Source organism: Halorubrum miltondacostae, assembly GCF_041379815.1.
Classification (GTDB): Archaea; Halobacteriota; Halobacteria; order Halobacteriales; family Haloferacaceae; genus Halorubrum; species Halorubrum miltondacostae.
Genome location: NZ_JBEDNY010000006.1, coordinates 47432 through 63148, shown reverse-complemented (window position 1 = coordinate 63148; position 15717 = coordinate 47432). Strand labels below are relative to the sequence as shown.

Here is a 15717-nt window from a genome sequence, read left to right as displayed (position 1 = left end):
TGCTAGTAGGAGTAGCAATCCAATAACAACAGCAACGATCACTACGCCGACAGTGAGTATCGATGTTTCACCCCCAATAGCGGTGAGCGCATAAAGGTAACAAATGGAAGAGCCACGGCTCCAGCAGCTAATGCGATAATGGCCATTGCCGCCTCAACGTAGAGTCCATTTGAAGACAGCCACGTGTAGATCCGAGTCCTGAGTGACTCCTCCTCTGTGATGGTGTCGGCATGAAGCGCGCCAGCAGGGGACTTTTGCCCGGAGCTATCGTCCATCATACACGGGTAATGTTACACTCTTAATAAGTCTCTTTTCGGCTGTTTCACAGACAGAAATGACGGCGGAGAGACCAGAGTCAGTCTCAACGGAACCGTCGACGAGAATATACAGAATAAAAGACAGTATCACCGTATCCATGCGTAAAGAGCTGCGCTCCCGAAGTGTAGCCCGACCGCTAGCAAGAACGCCGCGATACTCGCAACCCGATTTCCGACGTATCTCAGTCCGATTTCGTAGACAGAGAGGAACACAGTAATTGTGGCCACGCTAAATATGAGCGTCCATATGACCGCGTATCTCGGCTGGTATTCTACGGGCCAGTAGTCGTTATATGTGAACGCCATGTCCATTAGGCTCAGTGCTAGAAGGAATTCTGCGCTGAAGTCTGCTGATACAGAGAGTGGGCCAATATCGACCGCTACCAGTACGAATGCGATCACTGCGAGACCAATCGATGTGATTGTTACTGACTGATTGTCTGTCAAGTCTGAATATAATTGATCGCGGAGAGACGTTGATTCGACCATCATGTTATCTAGAGTAACATTCTGTGAAAAAGTGGATGGAACTGTTTTCCGGACAGAGAGCCCGTACCGTATCAACGACGAGAGTTTCTCAAGACTCACAGTGAGCAACCGATCCAAACGACACTGAGCAAAACAAACAAAAGCCATTGCTGGCTACGACTGAAATATGCTATCTTGCCTCCTCACCTCCGGGTTTCACACTCAGAGACAGGAGGGGTGGGTTTAGGAATTCCTACGACAGAGGCTGGTACGCCCTTCAGCAATGAGTTCGAAGTTCACCCCTGTGACGAGACGTCAAGCCCTCGCAATCGGTGGCAGTGCTGCTCTTGCGTTGACGGCCGGTTGTACGACAGTACTAAACGCAATTGGCGATCGAGTGCTGGAGCAGGTAAATATCCTCAACCAGCTCAGTCAGGAAGTCAGCGGGTCTATCAAGATAATTGACCCCACTGGAGAGACGGTTCTTGACGCTGAATTTGATGTGCCCTCGACAGAATCCGACGGTAACAGTAATATTGTTACGTACGGAAATACTTGGACCAGTACTGGGAGCTATCAGGTAGAGATGGAACTCACTGACACCCAAGTCGGTGGTGTCTCACAGATCAGCCAGCAGGTACAAATTGGCAATACTGCTAAAGAAATGGTCGCGATCTCTATCGGTTCTGGCGATGAGAGTGAACCGATTGCTGTCCGAGTCGGCGAATCCTTCTCCGATTTCGGACAGCAAAACCAAACCAGTAGCTGAAATATTCTTTAGCCTCATAGGCCCGTTTCAGCGACTGAAACACGATTATACGTACTAAAACCCAGAATCCATATCGAGTAGATATGGCTGGTCAAAATGGTTCACTCGCTTTGACTGGTGATTCAAGCTTCCTTGCGCCCGAGGATGCTGCTCACGCTGACAACGGTGTCTTGATCGGCAACGTTGTAGACTTCCTAGTACGCGGTCAAACGCCTGATGTATCGTTCGGCCCGTCGGCTGCCCCCGGTGGCGAGGTTCCCCCAGGTGGAGTAGTGTCCTCCGGTGAAACGATGCCCTCTCCTGAGCCCAATGGTCCACCTGAAAATGCTCTCCAAGCTGAATAGCAGGAAGGCATCGATGGTCCCCTAATTGTATCACAGAGCGCATTTTTATCACGGCCTGAACCACCTCTACTATGCGCGGCGTACCCTCCAGAGTATCAGACCAGTCAACCGCGGATCTCGTCGTTATCTCAGCAAATCTGGTCCCATTGATCGGTGTGTTCAGCAGCGACTGGAACGTCTGGACGCTTCTGGTTCTTTACTGGATTGAAGCGTTTAGTACGGTGCTACTTGGCACACTGAAGTCGTTGTTTGCAAAACAAGGATCGCCTGATGTTGTCGGCCAGCGAGAACCACTGCATGAACTTCGACACAAGCGAGGTGGCTGGCAGCCTCTCTCAAATCTCCCTCCGGTGTATCCGAGAAATATTCCCTTTGCGCTCTCGATACTCGGCATTTGGGGATCCACCATTGTGCCAGTTACACTGCTTGTCTGGGCTACCATTGACACATCAGTGGTGCTGTCGGTGGAGGTGGCCATTAGCACTGGTGCGCTACTACTGGCACAACTGATCGACTTTCGCGTCGACTATCTAAGTACCAAAACGTACGAGGATGTATCTGCTCGAGAAATTCTACAGCGACCAACACAGCTCACGCTGGCGATGATGTTCCTTGGTGTGATTGGATTGACGGCGACTCAGTCGGCAGGCGTGGCTGTACTAGGAGGCTTTGTGATCGTAAAAACAGTTCTCTCAGTGTCATGGGAATCCACTGGGCCGATTGCAAGCACTTTACAATCGCTTTTCGATCGGTTGAGCCACGATCGTGAACTCAGCCGTCCGCAGCCAGAGCCGGATCTCCCTGACGAAACTGTTCAGGCACGGGTAGGAGTCAGCACACGATCTGTATTACTGGGAAGCACAGCCACAATACTGTTAGCTGTTGTCAACCGTGGTGTTGCGCTACTCTTGCTGGGAGTCATCGCCGCGATCTATACAGGACATCTCATGTTGGGTAGTGTTGGCCTTGCCATACTGTTGGGCCTTTTTGCCATCCGAGTTGGGAGTTATTATCTCAGATACGGCACCATCGAATACCAGCGACGCGGAGATGTCCTCGTCGCGTATGATACTTTGCTTGATGCGCCGCAGTGGACTGTGCCTGTTCATTCGCGGGCACGATTTGAGATTAAGAACGCAATTCCAGACCGACTGTTCGATACGGGGACACTACGCGTCTCAAACGTCGAAGCGACGCCAACGAACACGGCCCAGTTTGGCCCTGTCGCAGACCTCGACCAAGCGATTGAAACGCTCGGGCTGCCCGTCAAACCCGAGGACCGTCCCGAACGGGATCCTGCTGTGGTAGCCGCTGCGTTGATACTAGGGTTGGTTTTCGCTGGAGTTCCACTCATTCTGCTCAGCTCCTCACAGGTGAGTAAAGCGGAATCAGCCGCCGCGTTAGTGCTTCTTGGGCCGTTCTTTATAATTTTATTTGGTGTCCTCTTGTATGCGATGCTCGCTCGAATCTAACGAGTAAGCCGTGTCTGGGTTGTTCTCTCTGCGCTCACCAGCCGTTCATTACGGAAATCGAGGACAAAGCCCTGTGCTTTAGCGCAGGGAGGATGTCAATGGTAATCGGCTATCCAGTCAATAAGCGCTCTTCAGCGATCGGATGTTCTAGGGAGAATATGTTTAAAAATAGTATTCCAATAAAGCCACTGGAGTCTGAATAGTTAGACATGCTTTCTTGTGTGTCTCTGTATACTAAGCACATCCCACCAAGGGCATGTCCGCAGATGATACGCACATGGCAGTGCGACAGAAGTCGCGTCATGACCATACGGAGGAACCGGCCGCAAACGTACCGACGGAGAAGTTGCTCGATCTCTTCGGTGATGAGTACACCCGACGAGTGTTTGAGGCGGTTTCTGAGCAACCCCGTGGCGGCCGCGCAGTCGCAGAGGTCGCCGATGTCTCTCGGCCAACCGCGTACCGACGCCTCAACGAACTCCAAGACGCCGGGCTAGTCACGACCGAGTGTTACGTCGCGCCAGATGGCCACCATCGAGAACAGTTTAGTGCATCCGCGGAACACATCTCTGTCTCGCTTGATGACGGTGAAGTTGAAGCTACAGTCAGTTTGAGTTGCTAGCACCACAGCGGCGGGGTAGTTTACTTGGGAAGCGTTTCTCCGTCTGAAATTTTGTGTTGTCATTCAAGAAATGTGGGTACGTCTATACAACTATGCCCGCTAACCGATCCGCCGACGAAAGTACTAGCGATGCGCTAACTACCAAGCCTGGTCTCCAGATCACAGATGCGTCTCTTGTCCTCAAGAACTACGACAGCGCGACAGCACACAATCATTGTGTGCTTCGACCGTGACAGCGTTTCTGAGTCAGAAACACACCAGTATCAATATATTAGTATAATCTAATAACCTGATATGGCCCAGTCAGCGAATCCTTTCCAAAGCCCGGTCGTCCGATGGGGGATGCCCCTCGCGACGACTGTTGCCATTCTAGCCATCGCGTTCTTTGTCATCGAAGACCAGATAGTCAGGTTGGCAATGGTTGGTGTAGCCGCTGCTGATCTTGTTGTAACGCCTCAAATATTGAAGCGCGCTGCTCGGAGTTCGTAGCTAAGACTGAGTAGAATGTACTGATGCCACGAGTGAGCAAAGCGAGTGTTCCGGGGTTTGACATTGAGACGATCCAATTGGCTGTATGTATCGAGTGTTTTCGAGTCCAAATCAAAAAATAATGCTCAACAGTAGCACGAGTCAGAATAGAATCATGAATAGTAACGGACTGTGGCTCACGCAATTATCAGCAAGACGTACCCAGGTGATTAATCCGAGTTACAGGAAGACGGGGAAGATCACATAACCAATGAGTAGTGAGTGTCCTACTGGCATTCTGCTAGACGAACTCCCCGACCCAACTCTTGCGTACACGATTGAGGGTGATGATGCTCGCATTACAGAGACGAATGAAATTTTTGACCGGCAGTTTGAAAATTCGTCATCTGCCACATCCGTTTCGACGATATTTGATCGATTTAACGAGTCTGACACAACTGGTGACAAAGACCCGTTAGAGCATCTCCTCCGAGGCGAGCAGGCTGGAATTCGTCTCAGTGGATATCATCACCGTGGCCCGTTCTTTGTCCGAATAATTCCATCCGATAACGATACTGGGTATCTCGTTTTTTCAGATCTCCGTGAGTGCCCGGACAGAAAGGAAGCACCTGGCATTGATCAAGTTAGCAGCGTCATCAGCCATGATCTTCGGAACCCACTCGATGTTGCGAAAGCACATCTTCGAGCAGCCACAGAAACTGGTGATCCTGAGCATTTCCGCTCCGTTGCGAACGCGCACGACCGGATGGAACAAATTATTCGCGACTTACTCACACTAACGCGGGACAATATTGTTATTCAACCCTCAGAGGAGGTTGCCGTTGAGGCTGCCGCGACGGACGCGTGGAAGTCAATCGATGCCGAGCGTGCCGAATTAACAGTTTCAGAAGCGCTTCCAACAGTCACCGCAGACCCTGATCGTCTCCGGCGGTTATTTGAAAACCTATTCCGAAATAGCGTTGAGCATACGATACCCGAGAAGCACCCAGAACGTGAACAGGACACGGAGCCGGCTACTGAACAATCTCTCGACACGCAAGAAAACCGGGGAGCAGATAGAGTGATGATGACTGTTCAGCCCCTTGAGGACGGGTTTTATATTGCCGACAATGGGCCAGGCATCCCGCCCACAGAACGCAACATCGTTTTTAATCCTGGGTACTCCACACAGAGCGGTGGTACAGGCCTTGGCCTCGCGATCGTTGAACAAATCGTAGAGGCACACGAGTGGAACATAACGTTGACAGCAGGAGAAGGCGATGGTGCCAAATTTGAGATTAGTACCTGAGTGCTCTATTGGATCCGCAGAAGGCGTCGGGATCTGTGTATTCTGTCCTCGGTTTCTGAGCGCTACCAAGAGAACTCAGAGACGGACTCTTTCTAGGGAGCGAGAGAATCGAACTCACGGGATGGATCGATTCGAGCTATCGATGGCAAAGACTGAGAGAATCACTTTTTATAGAGAGCAAGGAGAATACCCGCGCCTTTAGTCGCGGGATGAATCCGACATTCTGACTGACAATCCACTGACGCCACTCCCGCTGGATATTCAACGCCGGTCGTTGGTATTAATGCGAATCTTCTCATAACTAGTTATCGACCGCAGAGCAATGCTGGAGACAACCCGCACCTACGTCGCACGCATCACGAACCACCAACAGGTTCGTGACGACCTCGACCAGTGCGGGTTCGCGGCATCAAAACTGTGGAACGTCGGACGCTACTACATCCAAGACCAGTGGGACAAAACGGGTGAGATACCTGACGAAAGCGAATTGAAATCGGAACTGAAAGACCACGAACGCTATAGTGATCTACATTCTCAGTCAAGTCAGCGAGTTCTCGAAGAACTTGCTGAGGCGTTCACCGGCTGGTACAATTCCGACGACGGCAACAACCCACCGGGCTACAGGAAACAGGGCACCGATCATCCACGCTCCACCGTGACGTGGAAACAGAAAGGTATCAAACACGACGACAAACACAGTCAACTACGCCTCTCGAAAGGTTGGAACCTGAAAGACGGACGGTCAGACTTCATCCTCGCAGGGTACGAAACCCGTCCCGACGTAGAGGTTGAGAACATTCAGCAGGTGCGTGCCGTCTGGAACGGTGATGAATGGGAACTACACATCGTCTGTAAGAAAGAGATACCCGTCGAAGAATCACCCGGCGACAAGACGGCAGGCATCGATCTTGGTATCAGCAACTACCTCGCCATTGACTACGAGGACGGCCCTTCTGAGTTGTATCCGGGGAACGTGCTGAAAGAAGACAAGCACTATTTCACCCGCGAGGAGTACCAGACCGAGGGCGAGAACGGACCGTCGAAACGTTCGCGGAACGCTCGTCGCAAACTCTCCCGGCGCAAAGATCACTTTCTTCACACCCTCAGCAAACACATCGTTGAGCGATGTGTCGAAGAGGGAGTGGGGAAGATCGCAGTTGGCGACCTCAGCGATATCCGCGAAGACGAAGACGGCGGCTCGCGGAACTGGGGTACGTCGGGGAACAAGAAACTCCACGGCTGGGAGTTCGACCGATTCACGAACCTACTCGAATACAAGGCCAAAGAACACGGCATCCTTGTTGATCGGGTGGACGAGAAGAACACCTCGAAGACGTGTTCGTGCTGCGGGCAGATTCGTGATTCAAATCGTGTGGAGCGTGGTTTGTACGTCTGTGCGTCGTGCGGTGTGACGATGAATGCGGACGTGAATGGTGCGGTGAATATTCGGAGAAAGATAACTCAGAGTCCCCCGACTGGGGATATGAGTAACGGCTGGTTGGCACAGCCCGGAGTCTTCCTGTTCGGCCGCGAGAGCGGACGGTTCACACCGAGAGGACAGGGAGTCTGTAAATCTTAATCTCCCAACGCTCGGGATTCCTCCGCGTTTACGCGGAGGAGGATGTCAACCGCTTGCCGTCATCGGATCCAACAGCGCATCGAGAACCTAATCACCACGACGATTACTGCTTGGACAAGTGGAATTCCGTAGTGAAATACTGGGGGTTCAGGTATGGAGGACATCGCTTTTTGAAATAAATTCCCGGGCATAGTAGTTGGTCCGTGCTACAGATAGCACGCCGTATGCTAACCAAACAAGGTTTCGACAGAATAATCTCGTCAAGCGTGTGAACTAATCGTACCATGCTTGCCGCGGTCGGCGGTGTAAATGTTACTTTGGGAATAGTGCTGCTACTCATCGCAGCTCACACCAGCCGACAGTATTCAGGGGTGGGCACGCGGAGTTTTGTTGCTTGTATAGTTGGGCTAGGTGTGTGGACAGCCGCTGGTGGCGTCAACGATATTATTAGTGTCTATGAATTGGGGTCGCCCAACGGAGGCGGTATGTCGTCCGGGGTGGTGTCAACTTCGTCGATTGCCGCGTTTGGGCTCCAGGGGTCCAGAATCGTCGACTGGGTACTTCAAACGGTGGTTCCAGTGCTGTATGCCCTGTTTATTCTCGCGTATACGACTCGAACGGACCGCCGCGAGCGGCTATTGTTGTTTGTGCTTGTTCCATTCGGACTACTGTACACTGGTGGAACCATGTCCGCTACACTGGTCTCACTGGTACTCAATAACCTCCCGGCTGGGCTTAGCGAGACACTACTTCCCCTCCTACAGTTCGCTATCTCAATTTCCCTGTTTGTAACTGGATCTATCGTGCTGCTCAGTCTTGGACAGTTGTGGCGAACGCTACACCGATATCAGCACGTCTCAACGCGATTGACACTGGCTCTGGCAGTGATAGTGCCACCAGTATGGTTCGCAGAGAGGTTCTTCATCAACTTAGCTGAGACTCCGCTAGCGATAGCAGCCATTCCGGTCCCGTTTGTGATTCTGTCGACGGGTACAGCGTGGCTAGCAGTCACCCGGTTCGGGCTGTTTGAGGAGCTACCGGCGGCCTTGGCCGTTGCTCGACAAGACATCGTCGCCGGGATGCCAGATGCGGCCATCACGGTCACGGATGGACATTCAATCCTTGACTGGAATGCTGCTGCAACAGATCTGTTTGAGCGTGAGTTTAGCACAGTAGTTGGTGAGCACCTCGCCACTGTACTACCGGATACATTCGACATCAAGGAGTTACTCGCAGAAGAACAGACAACCTGTCGGTTGCCGGACAGCGATCGCGTGTTAGAAGCCTCGTCAAGCCGGATTACCGACAGTGACGACCGCACACTAGGCCACACGATTATTTTCCGCGATATAACAGATAGCCGGCAGAATGCACGTCGCGCGGAGGTTCTCAGTCGCGTGCTTCGGCACAACATACGAAACAGGGCTGACGTGGCAACAGCGTACCTTCGACAGTTGAGCGACGATCCCGGTCCCGACACGGCGGACAAGATAGCGACGACAGTCGAGGAGGAACTGTCGGCGTTGCGTGATCTTGGAGGTACTGCCCGCGAGATAGAGTCAGTACTACAGGCCGACAAGCGTACAGGTAATCGGTCCGTCGAGGAACTCATCTGTCACGCCATTGAGGAAGTCCAGCACGCACAGGTCGTCGACGGTGGCCACGAGTGTGCTGGTGATGTCTCGTCCGTCCCCGTCGTGATAGACACACCACCGGTGGAGACACGCGCCAACGGGGAGATTCTGATACCAGTCATTCGTGAGCTGGTGTCGAACGCAGTCGAACACGGGGGGTCCGCTCCGGAGCCGTGTGTAAGCGTACGATTGAATAGGTCCAGCGACACCAAGGGAGTGGATCGTTGGTCGATTGATGTCGCTGACAGCGGCGCTGGGATCAGCGACCACGAGGTAGAGGTGTTCGAAGACGCCGAAGAACAACCACTACAACACGGCAAAGGCCTTGGGCTCTGGCTCGTCTGGTGGGGCGTTGACCGGCTCGGCGGGGAGGTCTCGTTCGATACCGACAGCGGGACGACGGTTACGATCAAACTGCCGGGATCGCTGCTCAGCTACGGCTGAGTAGGCGAGGAATCCGCCACTCTGCTCGCCGACATATCCCGACTCGAATCTAAAACCAGGTTCGGCCCCGATGATGAACTCCGCTGTCCACAACCGGAACCTGACTTAGAGTGTTGCTTGGGGGAACAAGGGACACGAGGATCAGCAGATCCGGGCAATGGCCCGCGAAAATGAGATTTCAGTAGGCCTCTCGCTCGATGCGGGTGAATGTGTCTAACAACTCTTCAGCTTCAGGGAGTAATCGAGAGATCCGATCTTGTAAGCTGGCAGTTTGGTCGTTGAGCGCCCCGAATTCTTCGTGATTCTTGAGTCGCTCTTCCGGTAACTCTGCGGCGATGACTGCTCGCTTCGACTCAAGCCCAAAGTACTCACCAATAAGTTCATATCCGAGAACCTGACACTGCTGGTCAACTGTAGATCGGATGTCTTCCCGGTTAACTGGTTTACATAGATAATCGTCGAATGGAAGATCTAGAAGTTCTAATTCTGGGCCGATAGCAGTAACCATGATGACCTTGGTGTGAATATCGTACTCGCGTAGTTCCCGAAGCATATCATCGCCTGATTGGTCCGGCATGTGCCGGTCTAGTAGAATCACGTCCGGAGGTTCAGACTCATCAACCTCAGATCACGCCTCGGGGCCGCTATAGGTGACTGTAACATCAGCTACGCTATCAAGCCGGAGGGCGTACGCGTCAGCAACTTCTTTTTCATCATCAACGAGTAGCACTCGTGGCCGGTCTACGTACATATCGGCCGTCACAGCGCGATATTACTGACTACAACGTTTAATGACCGCGGCTTTTGGAATCGGATGAATAAATGTGCTTGTAGAAGCGATGGTTCTTCGACGATTCATTTTATCCATAATGTACTTCGGTTCGTATTAGCTGTCAAATTATTTGTCTGTACTGTCCGGTCGTCACTTGGAAAACTATGCTCGGATGACTGAGTCATTCGCACCCTTAGTCCAGCAGATGTCTAGGGTTATTTTTTGAACTGAAAAGATACAAAGTAAAGAAATGGAGGCCACTTGTGTACGAGAATTTCACTCAATTGCTCACGAATGGAGGACGCCTCAGGCGATCCCTCTCGGCTAGCCACCCACCGACCTTCGCTCCGAGGAACCCGACGAGCGCACTGAAACCAAGGAGAAACATCAAAATTGTCCCGATAACGATAACGAGAGCGACGCTACGGAACCATAGCGGACCGGACAATGCCGTGGCTGCTTCAAATACACCAGCAAGAATCCACAACGTAGGTGCCCCTCCAACAATCCCGGCACGGAGACCAGCACTCGCACCATCAGCATCAGTTATGCGTGTCTTGGCGAGAAAACCTGCGAGAAGCCCGCCAACGAACACCATATTGAAGGATAACTCATTACCCATTCCGGACAGCCAGTAGAGGCTGATAGTGACTGGGAGTGAGACGAGTCCACCGATGAGGGCACATTTCCACGTTTGAGAAACGTATCGTTGGATAAGACCAACTTGGAGCATGCTCAAATGTTCTCCCCCGATATTAAGAAAGTTAGATCACTGTCTCATAATTAGAAACACCGCGGCTGGCATGTTTTTCTGTTGAATAGATGCTCTGTATCTCGCACAAGACTACTGACAGACTGTGGAGATCTGACGTCCGACACCGTTACATGAGTCACCTGAACTGACCACAGCCAGTTAGAATATATTATTCCCCGAGGATTTCAGTAGGGTAATTGAATTTTTATCTATAAAAATGAAACTTCTAAAATTAAGTGAAATATATGCGATGTTACCTGTTGCTCACAGATGATGGGGCGCTATTGCGAAACCAAACGACAACAGTAGTCCCTGTTGTGCCGGCGGACTGGAACTCAAGTTCCGCACCGAGTTGACTTACTGCCCAGTTGACGAACCAGAGTCCCACGCCGAGTCCGTGTTTAATCTGTGTTTCGGTCGGTTCAGTCAACAAGTCTCGCTCACGGTCAGGGATTCCGGGGCCGTTGTCTGCGACACGGAGCTGTGGACCATTCTCGGTCGTGTGCTGTAGTTCGATATTAACCCGAACGGGGTCATCCGAGTGAATGATTGCGTTCTCTACGAGTTCGGTCATCAGTCGGCGTACAACCGTTCGGTAGGTGGTCAGTTGGAGCCGCTCCGGTGCGGTGACCGAAATGCTGCTATCCGGGTAGTCCTCACCGACTGTTGTAGCTACCTCATGAGCGACGGCAGCGATATCGACCGTCGACGGAGCGCCAACACTGTCAGTCATCACCGCCTCAGTTTCTCGCGCTTTTCGACTGACTGAGGCGAGGTCCGCGGCGCTATTTTGAATCGCCGTGCGGTGTGTGCCGTCTTCTATGTGGTCAGCATGCGCTAAAATCACATCGAGTTTGTTCCGGGTGTTGTGTCTCAGGACTCGGTTGAGTACAGAGAGTCGTTGTTCACGCGTCCGCTGATCGGTCACGTCTCGAAAGACGACTGTCCTCGCAACCGGCTCGCTATCGCTGTCACTGGTGTCTCGTTTGACGTCGGAAACTGTAAACTGAAATTGACGTCGACCTTTTGTTGTCTGAAGCGAGACGAGTTCTGTACTCCCTGCTGAAATATCAACGTTGGTGATACCGTCGACAGCCGTGCCAAGTGGTGTCCCAATCATATTCTGCGTCGTCCAACCAAACACCTCTTCAGCTCTCACATTGGCATCAAGAATGTTCGTCTCCCAATCTACAACAATAACTGCTTCTTGAAGCGATTCGACGACACGTGACCGTGCGACATAGTCCGCCTTCGGGAAACCTGTCAATACTGGATAACGTTGAATCCCCACCACAAGGAGGCCCCCCGAGATCAATAGCCCGCCCGTGACGCCGTCAATAATTGAGCTTCCGTCGAGCCAGCCACCAATGAGATATGGAGCTGAAATTGCTCCTAGTTGGACACCGACTTGTGCTCTCGATACCCGGCCATGATTCCACCCATACCTGAGGAAAACAACTGCCGCATACATATACACAGCAAACAGCAGAAACAGCTCTGTCCCAACGAGTGACGCAATCGATCGCTGAATTTCTTCCCTCGTTGGGTCGCCTTCGAACGTGACTGCTGCCCCAACCAACGGGAGCGCGAGGAGAACAAATAGCGCTCCTCGCGGCCGAGTAAACCCTGTCTCCCGGCCAGTATATCCGAGTACGTAGACCAACCAGATTGCGGGGAGAAACACAGCTGGGATAATCTGTGCCAGCGCAGCGAGATTCGATCCAATCTCCCAGGCGTTTGGGAATTCCGAGACCAATGAGAGGAGAGCCCACAGTAGGAGACTGCCGCTCATAATCGCGAAGGAGACCGCATTCGGCGGAGACCGGTCTTTTCCAACCTGCCACGTTACCCACGCCAGTAGACCTACGACAACAGCATCGACAGCAACTGATGTTACTAATAATAGTAGCATTGGTGGAGGGGTGTTTCTCTCAAATGGTTACTTGTGACCGGATCGAATCTCAGGCCGATTGCGGTCATCGTCGTAGCCAGTCACTTCGGCTGTTTGACTGATTCATAAATAATACCACTGTGCCTGTTACGTCACCGGAAACACGACGCGCTCTGAGACGTTTATTTGTTCTTGCGGAGAATCGAGGAGAGTGCCTCAAATTTTACTGCGAGGAGAATGTCACTGTTGGATTTCTCTACTACGACCGACGACAGCGGCGATTACGAGAATCACCGTTGCGGTAGCCACCCACACTGGTGTCCCTTGCGTGACTGTTTCCGGGTGTGTGGCCATAAAATCGAGAGAGTAGACCGCGTTCATTGGCCCGAGATACCACAATGAAAGGAACAGTACCTCAAACACTCGTGATGTACCGAACCAAATCCCGCTTGCGAGTGCTAACGCCGGAACAAAACAGGCGCCAATAACGACTGCGGCAACTGTCGTGAACTTCCCTGCCAAGATCAGTGCCATGAGGACACCAGCGCCGGACACAATCGCGACAGATACGCCACCGAGGTAGGCGGCCGCGAGCTGTCGAAGTGGATATGGAGTGGTGAATACCAGTTCACTGGTCCGGAAACGTCGTTCCCGAACACCAAGTCCAGCCCACACTGAGAGGCTAAAAAGCCACGCAACTGGAAGGACTAGGCCACGAGCAGTGTCAGCCGGCGCAAACAGTCCGGCGCCGATACATCCCACAATCCCGAGATACCACCACCACTGCTGTCCGCGAAGCGCCATGCGTATCTCTGCGGTTAACATCCGGCGGTCTGGGAGCCGGCTCGAGTGTTGTGTGACAGACTGGAGAGTCATCTCAGCGATGTTTCTCGACTCGACGTCGGCTGGAGTCGGTCGCTCTGGTGGTGAATCTTTCTCACTTTGAGACTCATCACCATCGACGAGTCTCCCTATTATCCGTTGGATAATGCTGCGAGACGGTTCGAACCTATCGAATGTCATAACGGCAACGATGAGTCCGAGACAAGTCACAGCTAATGTTGGTCCACGGCTGAGAAGTTCCGGTGCTCCCCAGTCGATCCCGTTCCATGTGAACGTCATTACGCTACCAGGATCTCCCGTAAACGCAAACGACCGATTCTCAAACACTGAGGGGTTAACACCGGCTGCTTCAACCATACTATTCCGGACGATTGCCAGTCCGGTTGGACCGTACGTAACGCCCGACCCCAATGACGTAATAGTGAATACAGCTACTGCAGCGAAAAAATAGAGCACAGAGCCAACTGTCCCTTGAAGTGGCTGAACCGTCTCTGTCAGTACTGCAACTGCGGCGACAAGGGCCATTGCTGGCAGTGTGAGAAACACAAACGGCGAAGCAAGCGCCCAGAAATCGAAGCTACCGGTTCCGTGAATCGCGTAGGCAGCGACCGTTGCCAGTATGAGGAGTACAGTCACAAGCGTGAGCAAGCAGAGATATCCGAGCCACCGACCGACGAGATATCTCCCGGAACTGATAGGGGATGTGGCCACAAGTTCTCCAACTCCTGTTTCGCGTTCTCGAGTCACGGCTCCACGAACCAAAGTAAAGCCGAACACAAACAGCAAGAAGGTGCCCATCGTGGCGATCATCCCACCGAACCAGGCCGCATTTTGAACGCCGGTATATTCTCCGGCAACGACTAACTGCGTCGTATCTGCTGTGAGCGATTGCGCAAACACCGCGATGAGGACCGGAATAACGAGGTACTTTGGCGAGCGTAGCCGTTGGCGTAGATCCGCGACTGCAACGTGAACAACTCCCCGGATGCCAGTCACGCGTTCTCACCCGATACGGTGGTGTCTGGTTCTTCGAGTAGATCAAGATATGCTTCCTCGAGGGTCGGCGAGACGGGTGTCGCGTCTTTGGGCGGGTCGCCTTCGGTCACAATACGTGCGTGGACCCCATCGCTTCGCCTCGTTGTTGTGCTTGTGATGTAGTTTGATTTGAGCGATTGGAGATCATCTTGTGAGACGACCACTTCCCACACGCAGTCAGTAACCTCAGCAAGCAATTGTTCCGGGGTTGTGTGAGCGCGCACCTGTCCGTCAGCGAGCACTGCTACGTCAGTCGCTGTTGCTTCAACGTCAGAGACGATATGCGTTGAGAGGATAACTATTCGATCGTCTCCAAGCGATGAGAGTACATTTCGAAACCGAACCCGCTCCGCTGGGTCGAGGCCGACAGTCGGTTCGTCGACGACAAGGAGATCAGGGTCGGTCAAGAGAGCTTGAGCGATGCCAACGCGTTGACGCATGCCTCCCGAGAAGCTTCCAAGTCGACGGTTTCGCGCCTCATGAAGATTAGTAAGTGTGAGTAAGTCGTCGATACGTTCACGAGCTTCTCCCCGTTTGAGACCGCGGATCGCTGCGAGATACGAGAGGAATTCCTGGGCGGTGAGATCTGGGTACACGCCGAAATCCTGCGGGAGGTAGCCGACACTCTCTCGAAGGGTATTCGGTGACGATACAACGTCTGTCTCGTTAAAATAGATCGTTCCTTCAGTTGGGGCGAGATGCGTGGTAACGAGTCGCATTAGCGTTGATTTACCAGCCCCGTTCGGACCAAGGAGTCCCAACACACCCGGTCCAATGTCTAATGACACGTCACGGACGCCCCAAAAATCGCCGTATTGCTTACCGACAGCGTTGAGACGGAGTCGCGGACTGTTGTTGTGAGTTTCGCTCGCCGATTCGTCAGATGTCTTCGTTGTTGAAGGTGATTCTGCGGGGGTCATCTGCTTGGTACTGCCATCTTTATCCATTCTGTGTCATTCAAATAAACATCACCTCAGCGTTGCTCCTGTTGAAACG

The 15717-nt window shown here is 52.6% G+C and carries 11 protein-coding genes and 2 pseudogenes; 7 read left to right on the top strand and 6 right to left on the bottom strand.

Annotated features, from left to right (window positions below):
- Positions 1-404: 404 nt before the first annotated feature.
- Positions 405-809 (bottom strand): hypothetical protein, encoded by a 405-nt coding sequence (locus ABNG04_RS14820; protein WP_371163161.1) that lies wholly within the window; start codon positions 807-809, stop codon positions 405-407.
- Positions 810-1068: 259 nt separating this feature from the next.
- Between ABNG04_RS14820 and ABNG04_RS14815 the strand changes: the two genes are divergently transcribed.
- The 7 genes and pseudogenes from ABNG04_RS14815 to ABNG04_RS14785 all read left to right on the top strand — a co-directional run bounded on the left by ABNG04_RS14815 (position 1069) and on the right by ABNG04_RS14785 (position 9426).
- Positions 1069-1554, top strand: coding sequence for a hypothetical protein (locus tag ABNG04_RS14815; protein ID WP_371163160.1), 486 nt, complete (start codon positions 1069-1071; stop codon positions 1552-1554).
- A gap of 83 nt (positions 1555-1637) precedes the next feature.
- Positions 1638-1898 (top strand): annotated as a pseudogene (locus ABNG04_RS14810) (hypothetical protein); the annotation flags it as partial.
- A 71-nt stretch (positions 1899-1969) separates the two neighbouring features.
- Positions 1970-3370, top strand: coding sequence for a DUF6498-containing protein (locus ABNG04_RS14805; protein ID WP_371163159.1), 1401 nt, complete (start codon positions 1970-1972; stop codon positions 3368-3370).
- A gap of 256 nt (positions 3371-3626) precedes the next feature.
- Positions 3627-3992, top strand: coding sequence for a winged helix-turn-helix domain-containing protein (locus tag ABNG04_RS14800; protein ID WP_371163158.1), 366 nt, complete (start codon positions 3627-3629; stop codon positions 3990-3992).
- 739 nt (positions 3993-4731) lie between these two features.
- A complete protein-coding gene (locus tag ABNG04_RS14795) occupies positions 4732-5769 on the top strand; it encodes a sensor histidine kinase (RefSeq protein WP_371163157.1) in 1038 nt (345 codons plus the stop codon).
- Positions 5770-6091: 322 nt separating this feature from the next.
- The gene (locus ABNG04_RS14790) at positions 6092-7348 is read left to right on the top strand and encodes an RNA-guided endonuclease InsQ/TnpB family protein (protein WP_371163156.1); all 1257 of its coding nucleotides are present in this window, start codon (positions 6092-6094) and stop codon (positions 7346-7348) included.
- A 686-nt stretch (positions 7349-8034) separates the two neighbouring features.
- Entirely contained in the window at positions 8035-9426 is a 1392-nt protein-coding gene (locus ABNG04_RS14785; protein ID WP_371163155.1) for a sensor histidine kinase, read from the top strand.
- A 178-nt stretch (positions 9427-9604) separates the two neighbouring features.
- Here the strand turns inward: ABNG04_RS14785 and ABNG04_RS14780 are convergent.
- The 5 genes and pseudogenes from ABNG04_RS14780 to ABNG04_RS14760 all read right to left on the bottom strand — a co-directional run bounded on the left by ABNG04_RS14780 (position 9605) and on the right by ABNG04_RS14760 (position 15509).
- Positions 9605-10177, bottom strand: a pseudogene (locus ABNG04_RS14780) (response regulator).
- A gap of 301 nt (positions 10178-10478) precedes the next feature.
- The gene (locus tag ABNG04_RS14775; RefSeq protein ID WP_371163154.1) at positions 10479-10931 is read right to left on the bottom strand and encodes a DUF5518 domain-containing protein; all 453 of its coding nucleotides are present in this window, start codon (positions 10929-10931) and stop codon (positions 10479-10481) included.
- A gap of 274 nt (positions 10932-11205) precedes the next feature.
- Positions 11206-12864, bottom strand: coding sequence for an ATP-binding protein (locus tag ABNG04_RS14770; protein ID WP_371163153.1), 1659 nt, complete (start codon positions 12862-12864; stop codon positions 11206-11208).
- A gap of 219 nt (positions 12865-13083) precedes the next feature.
- Positions 13084-14682, bottom strand: a complete 1599-nt coding sequence (locus ABNG04_RS14765; RefSeq protein ID WP_371163152.1) for an ABC transporter permease — start codon at positions 14680-14682, stop codon at positions 13084-13086.
- Complete coding sequence (locus tag ABNG04_RS14760) at positions 14679-15509, bottom strand: ABC transporter ATP-binding protein (protein ID WP_371163281.1); 831 nt, start codon at positions 15507-15509, stop codon at positions 14679-14681. The genes ABNG04_RS14765 and ABNG04_RS14760 overlap by 4 nt, the downstream gene beginning before the upstream one ends.
- Positions 15510-15717 lie beyond the last annotated feature (208 nt).

What these genes read in the sequence shown, in the direction of transcription:
- ABNG04_RS14820 (WP_371163161.1), bottom strand. Translation starts at nt 809, where the DNA reads ATGATGGTCGAATCAACGTCTCTCCGCGATCAATTATATTCAGACTTG.
- ABNG04_RS14815 (WP_371163160.1), top strand. Translation starts at nt 1,069, where the DNA reads ATGAGTTCGAAGTTCACCCCTGTGACGAGACGTCAAGCCCTCGCAATC.
- ABNG04_RS14805 (WP_371163159.1), top strand. Translation starts at nt 1,970, where the DNA reads ATGCGCGGCGTACCCTCCAGAGTATCAGACCAGTCAACCGCGGATCTC.
- ABNG04_RS14800 (WP_371163158.1), top strand. Translation starts at nt 3,627, where the DNA reads ATGTCCGCAGATGATACGCACATGGCAGTGCGACAGAAGTCGCGTCAT.
- ABNG04_RS14795 (WP_371163157.1), top strand. Translation starts at nt 4,732, where the DNA reads ATGAGTAGTGAGTGTCCTACTGGCATTCTGCTAGACGAACTCCCCGAC.
- ABNG04_RS14790 (WP_371163156.1), top strand. Translation starts at nt 6,092, where the DNA reads ATGCTGGAGACAACCCGCACCTACGTCGCACGCATCACGAACCACCAA.
- ABNG04_RS14785 (WP_371163155.1), top strand. Translation starts at nt 8,035, where the DNA reads ATGTCCGCTACACTGGTCTCACTGGTACTCAATAACCTCCCGGCTGGG.
- ABNG04_RS14775 (WP_371163154.1), bottom strand. Translation starts at nt 10,931, where the DNA reads ATGCTCCAAGTTGGTCTTATCCAACGATACGTTTCTCAAACGTGGAAA.
- ABNG04_RS14770 (WP_371163153.1), bottom strand. Translation starts at nt 12,864, where the DNA reads ATGCTACTATTATTAGTAACATCAGTTGCTGTCGATGCTGTTGTCGTA.